This window comes from Promicromonospora sp. NPDC110617 (assembly GCF_055598465.1).
In genome coordinates this window covers 219,439-237,740 of record NZ_JBVKBM010000002.1, presented here as the reverse complement: position 1 = coordinate 237,740, position 18,302 = coordinate 219,439, and the positions used below count along the sequence as shown (strand labels likewise).

General features: G+C 72.4%; 17 protein-coding genes. 15 read left to right on the top strand and 2 right to left on the bottom strand.

Annotated elements, in window-relative coordinates:
* Window positions 1–22: 22 nt before the first annotated feature.
* Together ACZ7LE_RS11860 and ACZ7LE_RS11855 are read right to left on the bottom strand one after the other, a co-directional pair.
* A complete protein-coding gene (locus tag ACZ7LE_RS11860; RefSeq protein ID WP_470403480.1) occupies window positions 23–718 on the bottom strand; it encodes a hypothetical protein in 696 nt (231 codons plus the stop codon).
* Window positions 715–1,581, bottom strand: a complete 867-nt coding sequence (locus ACZ7LE_RS11855; RefSeq protein WP_470403479.1) for a hypothetical protein — start codon at window positions 1,579–1,581, stop codon at window positions 715–717. The genes ACZ7LE_RS11860 and ACZ7LE_RS11855 overlap by 4 nt, the downstream gene beginning before the upstream one ends.
* Before the next feature lie 43 nt (window positions 1,582–1,624).
* Here ACZ7LE_RS11855 and hrpB point away from each other — a divergent pair, with 43 nt between their 5' ends.
* From hrpB to ACZ7LE_RS11780, 15 genes are all read left to right on the top strand, one after another.
* Complete coding sequence (hrpB, locus tag ACZ7LE_RS11850) at window positions 1,625–4,150, top strand: ATP-dependent helicase HrpB (RefSeq protein ID WP_470403478.1); 2,526 nt, start codon at window positions 1,625–1,627, stop codon at window positions 4,148–4,150.
* Window positions 4,151–4,166: 16 nt separating this feature from the next.
* Window positions 4,167–5,069: a S41 family peptidase gene (locus ACZ7LE_RS11845; RefSeq protein WP_470403477.1), complete on the top strand. Its 903-nt coding sequence runs from the start codon at window positions 4,167–4,169 to the stop codon at window positions 5,067–5,069.
* A gap of 43 nt (window positions 5,070–5,112) precedes the next feature.
* Window positions 5,113–5,586: a DUF6000 family protein gene (locus ACZ7LE_RS11840; RefSeq protein ID WP_470403476.1), complete on the top strand. Its 474-nt coding sequence runs from the start codon at window positions 5,113–5,115 to the stop codon at window positions 5,584–5,586.
* A gap of 267 nt (window positions 5,587–5,853) precedes the next feature.
* Window positions 5,854–6,456 carry an NUDIX hydrolase gene (locus ACZ7LE_RS11835; RefSeq protein ID WP_470403475.1) on the top strand — a complete coding sequence of 201 codons (603 nt, stop codon included), beginning with the start codon at window positions 5,854–5,856 and terminating at the stop codon, window positions 6,454–6,456.
* 247 nt (window positions 6,457–6,703) lie between these two features.
* On the top strand, window positions 6,704–7,678 hold the full coding sequence (locus tag ACZ7LE_RS11830) for an Abi family protein (protein ID WP_470403474.1): 975 nt from the start codon (window positions 6,704–6,706) through the stop codon (window positions 7,676–7,678).
* Between the two features lie 106 nt (window positions 7,679–7,784).
* Window positions 7,785–8,420 carry a pyridoxal 5'-phosphate synthase glutaminase subunit PdxT gene (gene pdxT, locus ACZ7LE_RS11825; RefSeq protein ID WP_470403473.1) on the top strand — a complete coding sequence of 212 codons (636 nt, stop codon included), beginning with the start codon at window positions 7,785–7,787 and terminating at the stop codon, window positions 8,418–8,420.
* 68 nt (window positions 8,421–8,488) lie between these two features.
* Window positions 8,489–9,250 (top strand): YebC/PmpR family DNA-binding transcriptional regulator, encoded by a 762-nt coding sequence (locus ACZ7LE_RS11820; RefSeq protein ID WP_036963114.1) that lies wholly within the window; start codon window positions 8,489–8,491, stop codon window positions 9,248–9,250.
* A 58-nt stretch (window positions 9,251–9,308) separates the two neighbouring features.
* Window positions 9,309–9,875, top strand: coding sequence for a crossover junction endodeoxyribonuclease RuvC (gene ruvC, locus ACZ7LE_RS11815; RefSeq protein WP_470403472.1), 567 nt, complete (start codon window positions 9,309–9,311; stop codon window positions 9,873–9,875).
* A gap of 73 nt (window positions 9,876–9,948) precedes the next feature.
* Window positions 9,949–10,575 carry a Holliday junction branch migration protein RuvA gene (ruvA, locus tag ACZ7LE_RS11810; RefSeq protein WP_470403471.1) on the top strand — a complete coding sequence of 209 codons (627 nt, stop codon included), beginning with the start codon at window positions 9,949–9,951 and terminating at the stop codon, window positions 10,573–10,575.
* Window positions 10,568–11,647: a Holliday junction branch migration DNA helicase RuvB gene (gene ruvB / locus ACZ7LE_RS11805; RefSeq protein WP_470403470.1), complete on the top strand. Its 1,080-nt coding sequence runs from the start codon at window positions 10,568–10,570 to the stop codon at window positions 11,645–11,647. Before ruvA ends, ruvB begins: the two co-directional genes overlap by 8 nt.
* Window positions 11,648–11,786: 139 nt before the next feature.
* Window positions 11,787–12,218 carry a preprotein translocase subunit YajC gene (yajC, locus tag ACZ7LE_RS11800; RefSeq protein ID WP_470404543.1) on the top strand — a complete coding sequence of 144 codons (432 nt, stop codon included), beginning with the start codon at window positions 11,787–11,789 and terminating at the stop codon, window positions 12,216–12,218.
* A gap of 81 nt (window positions 12,219–12,299) precedes the next feature.
* Window positions 12,300–14,189 carry a protein translocase subunit SecD gene (secD, locus tag ACZ7LE_RS11795; RefSeq protein ID WP_470403469.1) on the top strand — a complete coding sequence of 630 codons (1,890 nt, stop codon included), beginning with the start codon at window positions 12,300–12,302 and terminating at the stop codon, window positions 14,187–14,189.
* On the top strand, window positions 14,189–15,280 hold the full coding sequence (secF, locus tag ACZ7LE_RS11790; RefSeq protein WP_470403468.1) for a protein translocase subunit SecF: 1,092 nt from the start codon (window positions 14,189–14,191) through the stop codon (window positions 15,278–15,280). The genes secD and secF overlap by 1 nt, the downstream gene beginning before the upstream one ends.
* Window positions 15,281–15,302: 22 nt before the next feature.
* Complete coding sequence (locus tag ACZ7LE_RS11785; RefSeq protein WP_470404542.1) at window positions 15,303–15,875, top strand: adenine phosphoribosyltransferase; 573 nt, start codon at window positions 15,303–15,305, stop codon at window positions 15,873–15,875.
* A gap of 76 nt (window positions 15,876–15,951) precedes the next feature.
* Window positions 15,952–18,288, top strand: a complete 2,337-nt coding sequence (locus ACZ7LE_RS11780) for a RelA/SpoT family protein (protein WP_470403467.1) — start codon at window positions 15,952–15,954, stop codon at window positions 18,286–18,288.
* Window positions 18,289–18,302: the final 14 nt, after the last annotated feature.

Genomic DNA, 18,302 nt, shown 5'->3' with positions numbered 1-18,302 from the left:
ACGGGGCGACCTGGGGCCGGGATCAGCCCACCGGGACGATCCCGGTCCGCCCCTCCCAGGCGCCGTGCTCCGACAGCGGGCGGAACCGGAACGTCGCGAACTCGTGGTGGAAGTCGCGGCGCCGGCGCTCGACCATGGCGTCCGCGTGCCGCCGGTCCGCGGGTTCGGTGCGGCCGTGCACCATCTCCTCCATCTCGCGCACCGTGCGCCACACCGAGAACGTGGAGATGGTGCGCGGCGGCCGGATCGCGGCCAGGGCGAGCGTGGTGCCGGGGTGATCGCGTACCTGACGCTCGACGGGCCGGCCCCAGTGCAGGAACCGAGGCACCTCGGGCAGGCGCATCCGCGCGACGGTCACCGCGACCGCGGGTTCGTCCCGGTCCCAGGTCCCGGCCCGGGCGGGCAGGCCGGGCAGTGCCGCCAGCCGGGACCAGCGGCGCAGGTACTCCAGGCGGACGTGCCAGCCGGTCGCCAGGTGGCGGCCCAGGACGTCGTCGGACAGGAAGCGGTCGACGGCGTCCTCGTCACGCCACTGCGCGAAGACCGCGATCCGCCGCAGCTGCAGCCGGTCCGGGGAGACGACGGGCGCCCCCAGGCGCATGAGGGCCAGGCACTCGGCGTGGTCCAGCCCGGGCGTCGTGCTGCCCGACGGCGCTCGCAGCAGCGCGCGGGCCGTCACGGCGGCCGGCAGCTCGGCGAGGTGGAAGGTGTGCATCATCGGGCGCGCTCCATCTTGTAGTGCAGCCGCATCATCCAGGTGCGCCACATCCGCAGCTCGTGGTCGGTCCGGAGCACACCGTACGGGTCGACGTACAGGCGGAAGGTCTCGTGGAGCGGGACGCGCGCCGCGAAGTCCCGTCCGCCGTCGCGCGCGACGACGTACGCGCCGTCCTGCCCGAACCGGCCCCGGGGCGACTCCAGGACGAGCCCGCCCTCGGCGCTGACGGCCGGGCGCAGGAACACCTGCACGTTGCCGGACTCGAGCGGGAACGCCACGTGGACGCTCGGCCCCGCCGCGCCCGGGAGCCGGCGCGCCGAGTAGCAGCCGCTGAAGACGTAGCGACCCGACGGCCGGAGCGTCCGCAGCCAGGCGGCGCCCACCTGCTCGCCGTCGCGGTCGCGGATCACGCGGACCCGGCTGTCCATCCCGTGGGCGACGTCGAGCGGGCGCATCGGGAGGGAGAGCTGTTCCACCCGGCGGGCGAACAGCCGCGAGACCAGCTCGCCGGCCGGCCAGTACAGCGGCGACCACCCGCTCCACACCTCCATGTGCCAGGCCGCGGTGTGCTCGTAGAAGTCGCGGATCCGTGGGTCCAGCCCGGAGGCGTCGAACCCGGGGCCGTCGAGGACCGTCATCGCGGGGAGCAGGCCGGGCGCCGGGCCCGCCGCCGGACCCGTGCTCGCGACCTCGGCGTCGACCGTGCCCCCGTGGTGCGCGGCCTCGGCGGCGAGCCAGCCGTCCGCGACGGTGGAGGACCGGCTCACCGGAGCACGCAGCCAGGAGTGCTCCCCGGCCAGGTCGACCGGCCTGCCGACCAGTCGCCAGAACTTCCGGGACCCGAGGTCCAGCAGATGGTTCACGAGAACGCATTGTTGCAGGGCGTCCGTCGGTTACGGTCGGGGCGTGCTGCTGCCTGAATCGTCGGTGCCCGGGGCGGACCTGCCCGTCCGGGCGGTCCTGCCCGCCACGGTCGACGCCGTGCGGTCGAGCGGCACCGCGGTGCTGGTCGCGCCGCCCGGGTCGGGGAAGACGTCGCTGCTGCCGCTCGCGCTCGCCGACGCGCTCGGGGGCACCGTGATCGTCGCCGAGCCGCGCAGGATGGCGACCCGCGCGGCCGCCGCCCGGCTGGCGACGCTCGTCGGCGAACCCCTCGGGCAGCGCATCGGCTACGCGATGCGCGGCGAGCGCAGCGGCGGCACAGGGCTGCGCGTCGAGGTCGTGACGACGGGGCTCCTCGTGCGCCGCCTGCAGCAGGACCCGGAGCTGCCGGGCGTGTCCGCGATCGTGATCGACGAGTGCCATGAGCGGCACCTCGACGCCGACCTGCTGCTGGCGCTCGCGATCGACGTCCGGGCCAACCTCCGCGACGACCTGGCGATCGTCGCGACGTCGGCCACGGCGGACACCGTCCGGCTGAGTCGCGCCCTGGGCACGGACGTCCCGGCGCCCGTGGTCACCGCGTCCGGGGCGCTGTTCGACGTCGCGGTCGAGTGGGCCCCGCCGCCGGTCGCCACGCCGCTGCTCCCCGGCGGGCGGGTGGACCCGCGCCTGCTGGACCACGTCGTGGCCGTCGTCCGGCGGGCCCTGGCCGAGAACGAGGGCGACGTGCTCGTGTTCGTCCCCGGCGAGGGTGAGATCAACGGCGTGACCCGGCGGCTGGCCGACCAGAACGTGCTGCCGTTGTTCGGCCGCCAGTCCCGGGCCGAGCAGGACCGGGCGCTGGCGCCGTCCGCCACCCGCCGGATCGTGGTCACGACGTCGGTCGCGGAGAGCTCGCTGACCGTGCCCGGCGTCCGGGTGGTGGTCGATTCCGGCCTGGCCCGGGAGCCGCGCACCGACCAGTCCCGCGGCCTCGGGACGCTGGTCACCTGCCGGGTCTCGCGGTCGTCGGCCGACCAGCGGGCGGGGCGCGCCGGGCGCGAGGCGCCGGGCCGGGTCTACCGGTGCTGGTCCGCCACCGACCACGGCCGGCTCGACGACCATCCGGCGCCGGAGATCGCGATCGCCGACCTGGCCTCCTTCGCCCTGGACCTCGCGGCATGGGGCGCGCCCGCCGGCGCCGGCCTGACCCTGCTCGACGCGCCGCCGGCGGTCGCGATGACCGCGGCCACCGAGCTGCTGGGCCGGGTCGGCGCCGTGGACGACGCCGGCCGGGTCACCGAGCGGGGCCGGCGGATGGCAGCCGTCGGGGCGCACCCCCGCCTGGCCCGTGCGCTGCTCGACGGCACGCCTCGGGTCGGCGCGGACCGAGCACGTGAGATCGTCGCGCTGCTCTCGGACGACTCCGGCCGCGGTGCGGGCGACGACCTGCCGGCCCGCTGGCGGGCCCTGCGCGGCGGCGACGACCGCGGCGCCACGGCCCGCTGGCGGGAGGAGGCGAGGCGCCTGGGCCGGGGCACGACGGCGGGCGGCGCGCCGGACGGGGCGGCCGGCCGGGCGACGCTCGCTGTACCGGACGATCTCGCGATGGGGATCGTGGTGGGGCTGGCGTACCCCGAGCGGATCGCGCGGGCGCGAGGGGCCGGCTCGGTGACCTACCAGATGTCCGGCGGCACGGGTGCCGCGCTGGATCCGCAGTCGCCCCTGCGGTCCACGACCTGGCTGGCGATCGCGGTCGCCGACCGGGCGCCCGGCCGCGCCGACGCCCGGATCCGGTCGGCGGTGCCGATCGACGAGGCCACGGCACGGGACGTCGCGGGCGAGCTGGTCACGACCACCGACCAGATCCGCTGGGACGACGGCCGGGTCGTGACGCGGCGCGTCGAGACGCTCGGCGCGATCGTGCTGGGCGACGTCCCGCTGACGAAGCCCGACCCGCTGCTCGTCCAGGCGGCCGTCCGCGACGGCCTCCGGCGCGATGGCCTCTCGGTGCTGCGGTGGTCGGACGCCGCGCTCGCCCTGCGGGGGCGGATGGCGTTCTGTCATGCCCACCTCGGCGCCCCGTGGCCCGCGGTCGACGACGACGCGCTGCTGGCCGGTCTCGACGACTGGCTCGGCACCGAGCTCGCATCGGTGCGCGGTGCGCGCGACCTCGCCCGCATCGACGTGGCCTCGGCCCTGAGGCGGCTGCTGCCCTGGCCCGCGGCGGCCCGGCTCGACGAGCTCGCCCCGGAACGGCTCAAGGTCCCGTCGGGTTCCGACGTCCGCCTCGCGTACGACGGCGTCGAGCCGCCAGTCTTGGCCGTGAAGCTGCAGGAGGTGTTCGGCTGGACCGTCACCCCGGCCGTCGCGGACGGGCGCGTCCCGGTCGTGCTGCACCTGCTCTCGCCCGCGGGCCGTCCGGCCGCGATCACGAGCGATCTCGCCTCGTTCTGGAAGCAGGGCTACCCCCAGGTCCGGGCCGACCTGCGGGCCCGGTACCCCCGGCACCCCTGGCCGGAGGACCCGCTGACGGCGGTCCCGACCAAGCGGGCGAACCCGCGGCGGTGAACCGGCCGAGGTCCCGGTGGCCACGGGACCTGCGGAAACCCCGTTGACGCTCGGTCAGACGCTTCGGTTGACTGCGCGCATGCTGATCGCCCAGGTCCAGGACCTCGTCCGCACCCACTATGTCTTTCCCGACGTGGCGGCCGGCATCGCCGACGCGCTGGACGGGCTCAGCGCCGACGCGGCCGACGAGCCGGCGTTCGCCGCGGCCGCCACGACCGCGCTGCAGTCGGTCAACGGCGACCGGCACCTGCGGGTCCGGCACTACCCGGAGGGCGTACCGCCCGAGCAGGACGAGGACGAGGTGCGCGCGTACTTCGCCACCCTGGCCCGGGAGAGCGGGCCGGCGATCAGCGAGGTGCGCCGCCTCGACGGCAACGTCGGCCTGCTGACGATCGGCCCGCTGATCCTGCCGCCGGAATACGTCGGTCCTGCCGCGTCGGCGGCGTTCACGCTGCTGCAGGGCGTGCGTCGTCTGGTGGTGGACCTGCGCGGCTGCGTGGGCGGCGTGCCCGAGTCCGTGGCGCTGCTGGTGAGCCACCTGCTCGGCGACGAGCCGGTGCATCTCCTGGACCTCGTGCACCGGGACGGAACCGTCCAGCCGTCGTCCACCACGCCGGAGGTCGCGCCGCGGCTGCCGGACGTGCCGGTCGTCATCCTCACGAGCAGCCGGACGTTCAGCGGCGGCGAGGAGCTCGCCTACGACCTGCAGGCGCTCGGCCGGGCGGTCGTCGTCGGCGAGACGACGGTGGGCGGGGCTCATCCTCGCGAGGCGTTCGACCTCACCGCCCACCTGCAGCTCCACGTGCCGATCGCGCGATCGGTGCACGCCGTCACCGGCACCAACTGGGAGGGCGTCGGGGTCGTCCCCGACCATCCGTGTGCCGCGGAGCGGGCGCTCGACGTCGCGCTGGGGTTGTGATGCCGGGCCGCCGAGCCTGTGCCCGGCTCGCCGGACCCGGATCATGAATGCCTTCGAGTCCGGCCCGGGGACGGAACCCCCGGGCTACAGCAGCGAGCAGCTCCGCCTGTTCAGGCGGCTGGTCCGGCCGTTCTACCTCAAGATGTACCTGGTCGAAGGGCCGACCGAGGTCGATCCTCGTGCTGCGCGCCGGTTCCGCCGCAAGCTGGTCAGGGCTGGCAGCACTGTCACGTCCAAGCAGGTGGGACTGATGCTGCGAGGTGGGGGCTGGCGGGAGATGACGATGGGCGCGTGGTTCGCGCTCGCCCTACCCGCCGATGAGGTGCGCGAGCCGGTTCTCGAGGCGTGGAACACGGCCAACCGACATTCCGTGGACGCGTTGACGACCGTCAGCGTCCTCGTCATCGGACCGGATGCGATTCCGGCCATGCGGCTGTTCGTCGCGGGGCCCGACGGGTGTGTCGACCATGAGACGGCGGAGTACGTCTCGGCCGGCGATCGTGCACCTCGGTGGTAGTCCGCCGGTCGCGCCCAGCCCCGAGATGGCGGCCTCGTTCGAGGAGTCGCTCGGCGTCGCGATCGATCTCCGGGCAGACTTCCTGGCGCGGCGGCGCGGGCTCCGTACCAAGGGCTCCCGGTGACGGCGAATCCGCCGGGCGGGGTTCAGCCGGCCCTGTGTGGGTGCCATCCGCCGCACGGAGGCGGGAGGTAGTTTGTGGGCACCGGCCCGTCCGCCGCGGCGGACCGGGCCGACTGTCCCGAACGCCCAGCACCAGGAGGCTGCATGACCGGGTTCCCGCCGGAGACCGCCGACCAGCACCGGCCCGCCGCGCCGCCCGAGGTCGGGCCCGGCACCACCTCCCTGGGGGACGACTGGGTGCCGGGGCCGGACGGCGTTCGCGAGCGCTCGGCGGCGCGGGTCATCCTGATGGACGACGCCGGCCGGGTGCTCGTGATGCGCGGGCACGACGTCAACCAGCCGGAACGGTCCTGGTGGTTCACGGTGGGCGGGGGCATCGACGCGGGGGAGACGGCGGAGCAGGCGGCGCTGCGGGAGACCCGCGAGGAGGTGGGCATCGACCTGCCCTCCGGGGCCCTGGTGGGGCCGGTGCTCACGCGGACGGGCATCTTCGACTTCTACGCCGAGACGTGCCGGCAGTACGAGGTGTTCTACCTCGCGCGCATCCCGGACGCCGTCGAGGTGACGGCCGACGGCTGGACCGACGCCGAACGCGAGCTGCTCGACGAGACGGGCTGGCTGACGGCGGCACAGCTGCGCGCGCAGCCGCTGGAAGTCTTCCCGCCTGAGCTGCCGGACGTCGTCGACCACCTCGTGGCCGGCTGGGACGGCCAGGTGCGGCACCTGGGCGAGCAGTTCGACGACTGAGCCCGTCGGGCCGGCGGTACGCGCGTTGCGTCGCGTCCGACCCGCCCGTAGAGTTGGCTTAACACGACCGGCCCCTCTGATCGCCCAGCGATCACGGGCCGGTCTTCATTCTTTCCGCGTTCTCGGCATCACGCTCTCGCCTAGAGGAATCGCGGAGGTGCTCTTATCCTCGAGAGGCCAGCGAGCGGGACCTTCTGCGTCCTGCGACTGCTCAGGGTCTCAACGGCCGCAATCTCGAGGAAACGCCATGTCCCGGTACTTGAAGCCACACCTGTCGATCGTTCAGCAGGAAGCCTTGCTGAGACGACGCGGCATGCGGCTCGGCGATGCGTCGTGCGTGGTCGCCCTGGGCCAGATCGGCTATCACCGTCTCAGCGGCTACTGGTATCCCTACCGCGTCATCGACCTGGCCGCCTCGTCCCTCCACGGCCGTCCTGTGCGCACCGCTGGCGTCGGCGCGGGCACGAACCTGAACCAGGTGCTGCGGGTGTACGAGTTCGATCGCCGGCTCAAGCTCCTGACCATGGACGCCGTGGAGCGGGTCGAGGTCGCCATCCGGGTGAGGGTGACCGATGCCCTGGGCCGTCGCGGGCCGTTCGCGCACCTCGATCCCCGGCATCTCGAGGCGCGCTTCTCCTCGTCCGCCCAGGGCCGGCCGTCGCGGCACACGAGCTGGGTGGCCAAGCTTCGCGCCCACCAGGCCCGTTCGTCCGAGGAGTACGTGGCGCACTACGGCCGCAAGTACGGTGGCGACCTGCCGATCTGGGCGGCCTTGGAAGTCGTGGACTTCGGCGCCCTCTCGATGCTCTTCCAGGGGCTCAAGCGACCTGACCGCGACGAGATCGCTCGCGGGCTCGACGTCGTCGACCGGGCGGGGGCCGGTGACGGGGCGGTCCTTGCCAACTGGCTCAGAACGTTGAACATCGCCCGGAACACGTGTGCCCACCACGCGCGGCTCTGGAACCGTCACTTCACGGACACCGTGCGTGTGTCAGCGCTGCATGGGATCAAGGAGCTCAACCACCTCGCGGGGCTCGAGCACCGCGATCGCGCTCGTCTTTATCCGGCGTTGATGGTGCTGTGCTTCCTGATGGAGAAGGTCTCGATGGATGGCGTCTGGAAGGCCGGGCTGGTGAGCCTGCTCTCCGACTTCCCGTCGGACGGTGTGGTCACGCTCGCCGACATGGGGTTCCCGGCCGACTGGGCCGACCTGATGCCGTAGAGAGGCGGCCCGACCGGTCCCAGGACTTGCTTCCGCCGCGGTCTCCCGCGTAGGCGGCACCTGCGACGTCCCAGGTCTGCTGGTCGCCGCCGTAAGATGGACGGTTGTGAGCAACCCGACCATCGGCGTCCTGGCCCTGCAGGGAGACGTCCGCGAGCACCTGGCCGCCCTCGAGTCCGTCGGCGCGCACGGCGTGACCGTGCGCCGTCCGGGGGAGCTGGCCGCGGTCGACGGGCTCGTGCTGCCCGGCGGCGAGTCGACGACGATCGACAAGCTGCTGCGCATCTTCGAGCTGCGCGATCTGCTGCAGGCCCGGATCAAGGAGGGCCTGCCGGTGTACGGCTCGTGCGCGGGGATGATCCTGCTCGCCGACCGGATCCTGGACGGGACCGCCGACCAGCAGACCGTCGGCGGCATGGACGTCGTCGTGCGGCGCAACGCGTTCGGGCGGCAGGTCGACTCGTTCGAGACCGACCTCGACTTCGCGGGCATCTCCGACGTCGGCGCGGGCGGACCGGTGCGCACCGCGTTCATCCGCGCCCCCTGGATCGAGGAGGCCGGGCCCGAGGTCGAGGTGCTGTCCCGCATCCCGGCTGTGGATACGCAAGGCCGTCCTGTGGCGGCCGCCGGTAGGATTGTCGCAGCACGGCAGGGGTCGCTGCTCGCCACCGCCTTCCACCCCGAGATCACGGGGGACGCGCGTGTGCACGGGCTGTTCGTCAGCATGGTCGCGGGCGGCTGAGCGGGATCCCCTCGCCGTTCGTCAGCCATTGATAAGAGCCATCGAAATGCAAGGAGTCAGGTAGAGGCATGTCAGGTCACTCCAAGTGGGCCACGACCAAGCACAAGAAGGCCGCGATCGACGCCAAGCGCGGCAAGCTCTTCGCGAAGCTGATCAAGAACATCGAGGTCGCGGCGCGGACGGGCGGCGGCGACCTCGCCGGTAACCCGACGCTGTTCGACGCGGTCCAGAAGGCGAAGAAGTCGTCGGTCCCGAACGACAACATCGACCGCGCGCTGAAGCGCGGTTCCGGCGAGGGCGCCGACGCCGTCGACTACCAGACGATCATGTACGAGGGCTACGGCACGAACGGCATCGCCGTCCTGGTCGAGTGCCTCACCGACAACAAGAACCGCGCGGCCTCCGAGGTGCGCCTGGCGTTCTCCCGCAACGGCGGCAACCTCGCCGACCCGGGCTCGGTGTCGTACCTGTTCTCCCGCAAGGGCCTGATCGTGGTGCCGAAGGCCGACGGGGTGGGCGAGGACGAGGTCATGCTCGCCGCGCTCGACGCCGGCGCCGAGGACGTCACCGACCAGGGCGAGGTCATCGAGGTTCTCACCGAGGCGACCGACCTGGTGTCCGTACGTACGGCCATCCAGGAGGCCGGCATCGAGTACGACTCGGCCGACGTGATCTTCCACCCCTCCATGCAGGTCGAGGTGGACGTCGAGGGTGCCCGCAAGATCATGCGCCTCATCGACGCGCTCGAGGACAGCGACGACGTGCAGAACGTCTACGCCAACTTCGACGCCAGCGACGAGGTCATGGCGGCGCTCGACGAGGAGGAGTAGCACCCACCCCCGGCCGTGTCCGCGCAGGGAAGGAACCCGCACGTGAGAGGGTTTCTTCGTGCGCGTTCTCGGTGTTGATCCCGGTCTGACCAGGTGTGGCGTCGGCGTCGTCGACTCGCTGCCCGGACGGCGGGCCAGGATGGTCGCGGTCGGGGTGATCCGCTCCGACGTGGACCTGTCCACGGACCTGCGCCTGCTGAAGATCGCCGAGGGTCTGGACCGCTGGCTCGACGAGCACGTGCCGGACGTCGTCGCGGTCGAGCGGGTCTTCGCGCAGCACAACGTCGGCACGGTGATGGGGACCGCCCAGGCGGCGGGCCTGGCCATGGTGGCCGCGGCCCGTCGCGGCGTGCCCGTCGCGCTGCACACCCCGTCGGAGGTCAAGGCGGCCGTGACCGGTTCGGGTCGCGCCGACAAGGCGCAGGTGACGACGATGATCACCCGCATCCTCGACCTCGACGAGGCGCCGCGGCCCGCCGACGCCGCCGACGCCCTCGCGCTCGCCGTCTGCCACCTCTGGCGCCCCGCCGGGGCCCTGCAGGGCGGCGACCGGCACGAGCTCACGCCCGCACAGCGCGCGTGGGCCGCGGCCGAGCAGGCCGCCAGGCAGCGCCCCCGCCGCTGACGGCGTGCCTCCCCGGAGGACCCCCCGCGCTTGTTAGGCTCCTCGCACGAACGTTCGATTGGAGGGGGAGCCCGTGATCGCCTCGCTGACGGGGACCGTGGCACATGTGAGCCTGGACCGCGCGGTGGTCGACGTCGGCGGCGTCGGCTACCTGGTGCACGCCACGCCCGCCACCCTGGCCGCGCTGCGCGTCGGCGAGACCGCCGGCGTCGCCACGAGCATGGTGGTCCGCGAGGACTCGATGACCCTGTACGGGTTCGGCGACCCCGACGAGCGGGACGTGTTCGAGGTGGTGCAGACCGTCTCCGGCGTCGGGCCGCGCCTGGCGCTCGCGATGCTCGCGGTGCACACCCCGGACGCCCTGCGCCGCGCCGTCGCCGGCGAGGACCTCGCCGCGCTGACCCGCGTGCCCGGCATCGGCCGCAAGGGCGCCCAGCGCATCGTGCTGGAGCTGGGCGACCGCCTCGGGCCGCCGTCCGGCACCGGCGTGGCGGAGCCCGCGCCCAGCGCCGCGGCGGGCGCCACCGACCACTCCGAGCGGGTCGTGGAGGCCCTCGCGGGCCTGGGCTGGCCCGCCAAGCAGGCCGACGACGCCGTGGCGAAGGTGCTCGCCGAGGCGGGCGCCGACGCCGTGGCGGCCGACGAGGTCGCCTCGACGCTGCGCGCGGCCCTGCGCGTGCTGGGAGGCCACCGTGGCTGACGTCTCGACCGAGACGGAGGGCGGCGGGCGGATCGTCGCCCCGAGCGCCGACGAGATCGAGCGGGCCGCCGAGGCCGCGCTGCGCCCCAAGCGGCTCGACGACTTCGTGGGCCAGCGCGTGGTGCGCGACCAGCTCTCCCTGGTACTGCAGGCCGCGATGGCGCGCGGCAACCCGCCCGACCACGTGCTCCTGTCCGGTCCGCCCGGCCTCGGCAAGACGACCCTGGCCATGATCATCGCGGGCGAGCTCGAGTCGCACCTGCGCCTGACCAGCGGACCCGCCATCCAGCACGCGGGCGACCTCGCCGCCGTCCTGTCCTCCCTGGAGGAGGGCGACGTGCTGTTCATCGACGAGATCCACCGCCTGGCGCGCCCCGCCGAAGAGCTGCTCTACGTCGCCATGGAGGACTTCCGGGTCGACGTCGTGGTCGGCAAGGGCGCCGGCGCGTCCGCGATCCCGCTCGCGCTGCCGCGGTTCACCGTGGTCGGCGCCACCACGCGCTCCGGCCTGCTGCCCGCCCCGCTGCGCGACCGCTTCGGGTTCACCGGGCACATGGACTACTACTCGCCCCAGGAGCTGGAGCGGGTCATCCTGCGCTCCGCCGGCCTGCTCGGCGTGCACCTCGACCACGCCGCCGCGCACGAGATCGCCGGCCGCTCGCGCGGCACGCCCCGCATCGCGAACCGGCTGCTGCGCCGCGTGCGCGACTGGGCCCAGGTGCGCGGCGACGGCCGGCTCGACCTGAACGCCGCGCGGGCGGCCCTGGAGGTCTACGAGGTCGACCTCATCGGCCTCGACCGCCTCGACCGCGCCGTGCTCACCGCCCTGTGCACCCGGTTCGGCGGCGGGCCGGTGGGCCTGTCCACGCTCGCGATGACCGTGGGCGAGGAGGCCGAGACCGTCGAGACCGTCGCCGAGCCCTACCTTGTGCGCGAGGGGCTGGTCGGGCGCACCCCGCGCGGCCGCGTCGCGACCCTCGCCGCCTGGGAGCACCTGGGCCTCACGCCGCCCCCGCAGACACCCGGCGCCACGACCGGAACCACCGGCCCGGGAACTTTGCTCGACCCCTGACGTTGTCCTTGTGGCGCCCCTACTGCGGGCAGCCCGGGGATCCGCGCCCGAGCACTACACTGGTTGGGATCCTCGTCGTGCGCCACGAACGTGCGCAGCACATCCGACACAGCAATCGAACAGGGACCTCACCGTGGAAATGCTCATTCTCGTCGCGATCCTCCTCGTGGCGATGTTCTTCATGTCCTCCCGCACCCGCAAGCAGCAGCGCGCGGCAGCGGAGTTCCGGAACAACCTCACGGTCGGGGCCAAGGTCATGACCGCCTCCGGGATGATCGGGACCGTCGTCGACGTGGACGACGCGAACGACCAGGTGACCATCGAGTCCGTCCCCGGCAGCCAGACCACCTGGCTCCGTGCCGCCATCTCCAAGCAGGTCGAGGAGCCCGTCGCCGACGACGCGGACACCGACAACACGGCAGATGAGGCCGACGTCACAGCAAAGAGCGAAACGGGAAGTACGATCAGCCCCGACGCGACCGACGTCCCCGACGATCTGTCTGGCCTCGACACCGCCCAGCGCGAGTACCGGGAGCAGCAGCGACGGGACGCCGACGCAGACGGCAAGTGACGGCCGCGCCGTCCGGTGACCCCGGACGGCGCCGAACCCGCGCCGGACGTACCCCGGCGCGCACACGAGAAGAGACAGACGTTGGCGACTGACACCCGGCGCTCGCGGCCGGTTCGCACGATCGTGCTCCTGACGATCCTGACGATCCTGCTGCCCTTCGGCGCCCTCTTGGCAGGTTGGCAGCTCGACGGAAAGTCGAGCGACAATCCGGACGGCGCGAGCCTCGCACCCGGTCTGGCCCTCGACCTCCAGGGCGGCACCCAGGTCATCCTGAAGGCCGTCACCTCGGACGGCTCCGAGATCACCCCGGAGGCGATGGAAGAGGCCATCGGCGTGATCCGGCAGCGGGTGGACGCCAACGGCGTGACCGAGGCCGAGATCGCCAGCCAGGGCGACAACCAGATCGTGGTCGAGATCCCGGGCAAGGTGGACGACGAGACCGTCGCGCTGATCTCCAAGGCCGCGCAGATGAAGTTCCGCCCGGTCCTGGCCATCGGCAACCCGGTCCCGACGACGCAGCCCTCGGCGAGCCCGTCGGCGTCCGCGGACGGCAAGGGCGAGGACGCCCCGGCCGACGGCGACGCCGCCGCGGCGGACGAGCCGACCAAGAAGGAGCTCGCCGAGCAGGACGAGGCCATCAAGGCGGCCACCGACCCGTCCGACCTGGCGCAGATCACGCCGTCGGTCCAGGCCGCGTACGACGCGCTGGACTGCACCGACCCCAAGAACCTCGAGGGCGGCGGCGGGGACAACCCGGACCGCCTGCTCGTCACGTGCGACCAGACCGGCGCGGCCAAGTACATCCTGGGCCCCGTCGAGGTGGACGGCACCAACCTGACCAGCGCGTCGTCGGGCCTCATGCCGGGCGCGAACGGGACGGTCACCAACGAGTGGGGCGTCAACCTCGACTTCAACTCGCAGGGCACCAAGGAGTTCCGTGAGACCACGGAGCGCCTGGTGAACCTGGAGCAGCCGCGCAACCAGTTCGCCATCGTGCTGGACGGCCTGGTCGTCTCGGCGCCGAGCACGAACGTCGCGATCACGAACGGCCAGGCGCAGATCTCGGGCTCCTTCACGCAGGAGTCGGCCGCCACGCTGGCCAACCAGCTCAGCTTCGGCTCGCTGCCGCTGACCTTCCAGGTCGACGGGCAGAACACGATCTCCGCCACGCTCGGCTCCGAGCAGCTCCAGCGCGGCCTGATCGCGGGTCTGATCGGCCTCGCGCTCGTCGTCGTGTACTCGCTGTTCCAGTACCGCGCGCTGGGCCTGCTGACCGTCGCCTCGCTGGTCGTCGCGGCCGCCATGACCTACGTGGTGATCGCGCTCCTGAGCTGGGGCATGGGCTACCGCCTGTCCCTGCCGGGTGTCGCCGGTCTGATCGTGGCCATCGGCTTCACCGCGGACTCGTTCATCGTGTACTTCGAACGTATCCGAGACGAGCTACGTGACGGCAGGTCGCTGCGTCTGGCGGTCCAGCGCGGCTGGGTCCGCGCACGCCGCACGATCTACGCCGCCAAGGCCGTGAACCTGCTGTCCGCCGTCATCCTGTACTTCATGACCGTGGGCGGTGTGCGCGGCTTCGCGTTCACCCTGGGCCTGACCACGATCATCGACGTCATGGTGGTCATCTGGTTCACGCACCCGATGATGGAGCTGCTGGCCAAGGTGCCGTTCTTCCGCGACGGCCACAGGGCCTCGGGCCTGTCCGCCGACCGCATCGAGGTGACGCCGCGGTACCGGGGCGCCGGCCGGCTCTCGGGCGGGAAGCCCGACGCGACGGCGGACGTCCCCGACTTCGGCAGCGCCGAGCCCGACCGGGAGCTCGTCACGGCGCAGTCCGTGACCCCGGCGCCGCGCACCGCCGAGGACGGCCGCAGGATGACGATCGCGGAGCGGCGTGCCGCCGAGCGCAAGGCTGCCGCAGGGTCCGCAGAGGCGACCCAGCAGGCTCAGAACGAGGAGAACAGCTGATGGCGCGGGGTGGCTTCGCTCAGTGGGGTAACGACCTCTACACCGGTCGTCGGTCGTACCCGATCGTCCAGAAGCGCAGGCTCTGGTACACGATCGTGGCGGTGTTCTCGGTCGCCTCGATCCTGGTGCTGGGCCTGCAGGGCCTGAACCTGGGGATCGACTTCCGCGGTGGCTCCGAGTTCACCGTCTCCGGTACCTCCACCACGGACGAGGACGTCGCGCTCGACGCGGTCGCGACCGTCGCTCCCGGCGAGGAGCCGCACGTCAGCCAGGTCGGCGCGAACGCCGTCCGCGTGCAGGTCTCGGAGCTCGACAGCGAGCAGACCGACCGGGTCGGCGAGGCGCTGGCCGACCCCTACGGCGTCAGTGTCGACGAGGTGACCTCGAACTTCATCGGCCCGACCTGGGGCCAGTCCGTGAGCCTGCGGGCCCTGTGGGGCACGGTGGCGTTCGTGCTCGCGGCGGCGGTCTTCATGGCGGTCTACTTCCGCGCCTGGCGCATGTCGGTCGCGGCCATCGTGGCCATGCTCACCGACGTGCTGGTCTCGGCCGGCGTGTACGCGGTGATCGGCTGGGAGGTCACGCCGTCCACGATCATCGGCTTCCTGACGATCCTTGGCTTCTCGCTGTACGACAAGATGGTCGTCTTCGACAAGGTGCGCGAGAACACCGCCGCGGTGACCGAGCAGACCCGCAGCACGTACGCGGAGCGGGCCAACCTCGCGGTGAACCAGACCCTGGTCCGGTCCATCAACACCTCCGTGGTGGCGCTGCTGCCGGTCGCGGGCATCCTCTTCGTGGGTGGCTTCCTGCTGGGCGCCGGCACGCTGAAGGACATCTCGCTGTCGCTGTTCGTCGGTATCGCCGCGGGCGCGCTGTCGTCGCTCTTCTTCGCGACGCCGCTCGACGTGACGCTGCGGGAGCGCGAGCCCAAGATCGCGGCCCACACCAAGAAGGTCATGGACCTGCGCGCGGGTCTCGTGGCCGAGGGTGCGGACGAGAGCATGCTGGCCGCCGCCGCGTCCGGTTCGGCCCAGCTTGTCCCCGGTCACCACCAGGGACAGGCCGCTCAGCCGAGGCGTCGCCGGTAGGCTCCGCCTTGTGGCAGACGACATGACCGACGTCGCCCTCTCCGGCCTGCTGCCGGAGAGGGCGACGCGCGTTCGCGACCTGATCGCGGACGTCCCGAACTTCCCTGAACCCGGTGTGCTGTTCAAGGACATCACGCCCCTGCTGGCCGACGCCGAGGGCCTGGCCGACGTCGTGGAGGCGTTCACGCGGCTCGCGCTGGCCGACGGCGTGGACGTCGTGGCCGGCATGGAGGCCCGTGGCTTCCTGCTCGGCGCGCCCGTGGCCCACGCGCTCGGCCTGGGCTTCCTGCCCCTGCGCAAGGCGGGCAAGCTCCCGCCGCCCACGCACAGCGTGTCGTACGACCTGGAGTACGGCTCCGCGGCCATCGAGCTGCGCTCGGGAACACTGACCCCCGGTGCGCGCGTTCTCATCATCGACGACGTTCTCGCCACGGGCGGTACCGCGGCGGCCGCAGCAGAGCTGGTGGAGCAGTGCGGTGGAGTCGTCTCCGGCCTCGCCTTCCTGATCGAGCTGGAGGCGCTTCACGGGCGCGACAGGCTCCAGGGCCACAACGTCGATACTCTCCTGCGGGTGGACACCCCGTCCGGTCAATGACCGGGTCGGACGGCGAATAGAGGTCCAGGGCTAGACTGGCGACTCCGGGTTTCATCCCGGGGAAGGAGGCGCGTACATGGCGGAGAACACGGTGTCACGCGCTCCGGTGCCCGAGAAGAACCCGCCCACCCCTCCGGGCGGCAACCGGATGCGCAACCGGCTGGTGCGCCTGGGCGTGCGCAGCATCGGCGGCGGCACCCCGGCGGCGATCGAGCCGCTGCTGCAGGCGATCCGCAGCAACCACCCCAAGGCCGACGTCGCCCTGATCGAGCGCGCCTACGTGGTGGCCGAGAAGGCCCACCGCGGGCAGATGCGCAAGAGCGGCGACCCGTACATCACGCACCCCGTCGCGGTCTCCACGATCCTCGCGGAGCTCGGCTTCGAGGGCACCACGATCGCGGCCGCGCTGCTGCACGACACGGTGGAGGACACCGACTACTCGCTGGACACGCTGCGCACGGAGTTCGGTGACGACGTCGCGCTGCTCGTGGACGGCGTGACCAAGCTCGACAAGGTGAAGTACGGCGACGCGGCGCAGGCCGAGACCGTGCGCAAGATGGTCGTGGCCATGGCCAAGGACATCCGCGTGCTGGTCATCAAGCTGGCCGACCGCCTGCACAACGCCCGCACCTGGAAGTACGTGCCGTCCAAGTCGGCGGAGCGCAAGGCGCGCGAGACCGTCGAGATCTACGCGCCCCTGGCCCACCGGCTGGGCATGAACACGATCAAGTGGGAGCTGGAGGACCTCTCCTTCCAGACCCTGTACCCCAAGGTGTACGACGAGATCGTGCACCTCGTGGCCGAGCGCGCCCCCGCCCGCGAGGAGTACCTCGGCGTGGTGCGCGGGCAGATCGAGTCGGACCTGCGCAGCGCGAAGATCAAGGCCACCGTGACCGGCCGGCCGAAGCACTACTACTCGATCTACCAGAAGATGATCGTGCGCGGTCACGACTTCGCGGAGATCTACGACCTGGTCGGCACGCGCGTCCTCGTGGACACCGTGCGCGACTGCTACGCGGCGCTCGGCGCCATGCACGCGCGGTGGAACCCGGTCCCCGGCCGGTTCAAGGACTACATCGCGATGCCGAAGTTCAACATGTACCAGTCGCTGCACACGACGGTGATCGGCCCGGGCGGCAAGCCCGTGGAGATCCAGATCCGCACGCACGACATGCACCGCCGCGCCGAGTACGGCGTGGCGGCGCACTGGAAGTACAAGGAGAAGACGCCGGCGGCGGGCGGCAACGACCCGAAGAACCAGGACATGGCCTGGCTGCGCCAGCTCGTGGACTGGCAGCGCGAGACCGCCGACCCGGCGGAGTTCCTCGACTCGCTGCGGTTCGAGATCGGCGGCGACGAGGTCTACGTCTTCACACCGAAGGGCTCGGCCATGGCGCTGCCCGGCGGCGCCACGCCCGTCGACTTCGCGTACGCCGTGCACACCGAGGTGGGCCACCGCACCATGGGCGCCCGCGTGAACGGCCGCCTGGTGCCGCTGGACTCCCCGCTGGAGAACGGCGACGTCGTCGACATCCTCACCTCCAAGTCGGAGACCGCGGGCCCGAGCCGCGACTGGCTCGGGTTCGTGAAGTCGCCGCGCGCACGCAACAAGATCCGGCAGTGGTTCACCAAGGAGCGCCGCGAGGAGGCCGTCGAGACCGGCAAGGACTCGATCGCCAAGGCCATGCGCAAGCAGGGCCTGCCCATCCAGCGCCTCATGTCGCACGAGACCCTCGTCGGGGTCGCGGACGAGATGAACTACCAGGACGTGTCCGCCCTGTACGCGGCCGTCGGCGAGGGCCAGATCTCCGCGGCACACGTGGTCGAGAAGCTGGTCAAGGCGCTCGGCGGGGCGGACGGCGCGGAGGAGGACGTCGCCGAGGCGGCCCGGCCCGGCGGCCTCACCGCCCGGCGGGTGCGGTCGGGCGACCCGGGCGTCATGCTCAAGGGTTCCGAGTCCGCGGACGTGTGGGTCAAGCTCGCCAAGTGCTGCACCCCGGTGCCGGGCGACGACATCGTGGGCTTCGTGACCCGCGGCCAGGGCGTCAGCGTGCACCGCACGGACTGCGTGAACCTGGACGGGCTGCGCAAGCAGCCGGAGCGCCTGGTCGAGGTGGAGTGGACGCAGGGCGCGAACACGATGTTCCTCGTGCAGATCCAGGTCGAGGCGCTCGACCGCTCACGGCTCCTGTCCGACGTCACCCGCGTGCTCTCCGAGAACCACGTGAACATCCTGTCGGCGTTCGTCTCGACGTCGGACGACCGGCTGGCGGTCTCGCGGTTCATCTTCGAGATGGCCGAGCCCGCGCACCTCGCGACCGTCCTGTCGGCGGTCCGCAAGGTCGAGGGCGTGTTCGACGTGCACCGCATCACCGGCACCAAGCCGGTCGAGCGGCCGCAGCTCCCGGTGTGACCGGACCGCAGGTC

What these genes read in the sequence shown, in the direction of transcription:
- ACZ7LE_RS11840 (WP_470403476.1), top strand. Translation starts at nt 5,113, where the DNA reads ATGAATGCCTTCGAGTCCGGCCCGGGGACGGAACCCCCGGGCTACAGC.
- ACZ7LE_RS11830 (WP_470403474.1), top strand. Translation starts at nt 6,704, where the DNA reads ATGTCCCGGTACTTGAAGCCACACCTGTCGATCGTTCAGCAGGAAGCC.
- ACZ7LE_RS11835 (WP_470403475.1), top strand. Translation starts at nt 5,854, where the DNA reads ATGACCGGGTTCCCGCCGGAGACCGCCGACCAGCACCGGCCCGCCGCG.
- yajC (WP_470404543.1), top strand. Translation starts at nt 11,787, where the DNA reads ATGCTCATTCTCGTCGCGATCCTCCTCGTGGCGATGTTCTTCATGTCC.
- ACZ7LE_RS11860 (WP_470403480.1), bottom strand. Translation starts at nt 718, where the DNA reads ATGATGCACACCTTCCACCTCGCCGAGCTGCCGGCCGCCGTGACGGCC.
- ACZ7LE_RS11820 (WP_036963114.1), top strand. Translation starts at nt 8,489, where the DNA reads ATGTCAGGTCACTCCAAGTGGGCCACGACCAAGCACAAGAAGGCCGCG.
- secF (WP_470403468.1), top strand. Translation starts at nt 14,189, where the DNA reads ATGGCGCGGGGTGGCTTCGCTCAGTGGGGTAACGACCTCTACACCGGT.
- ACZ7LE_RS11785 (WP_470404542.1), top strand. Translation starts at nt 15,303, where the DNA reads ATGACCGACGTCGCCCTCTCCGGCCTGCTGCCGGAGAGGGCGACGCGC.
- ACZ7LE_RS11780 (WP_470403467.1), top strand. Translation starts at nt 15,952, where the DNA reads ATGGCGGAGAACACGGTGTCACGCGCTCCGGTGCCCGAGAAGAACCCG.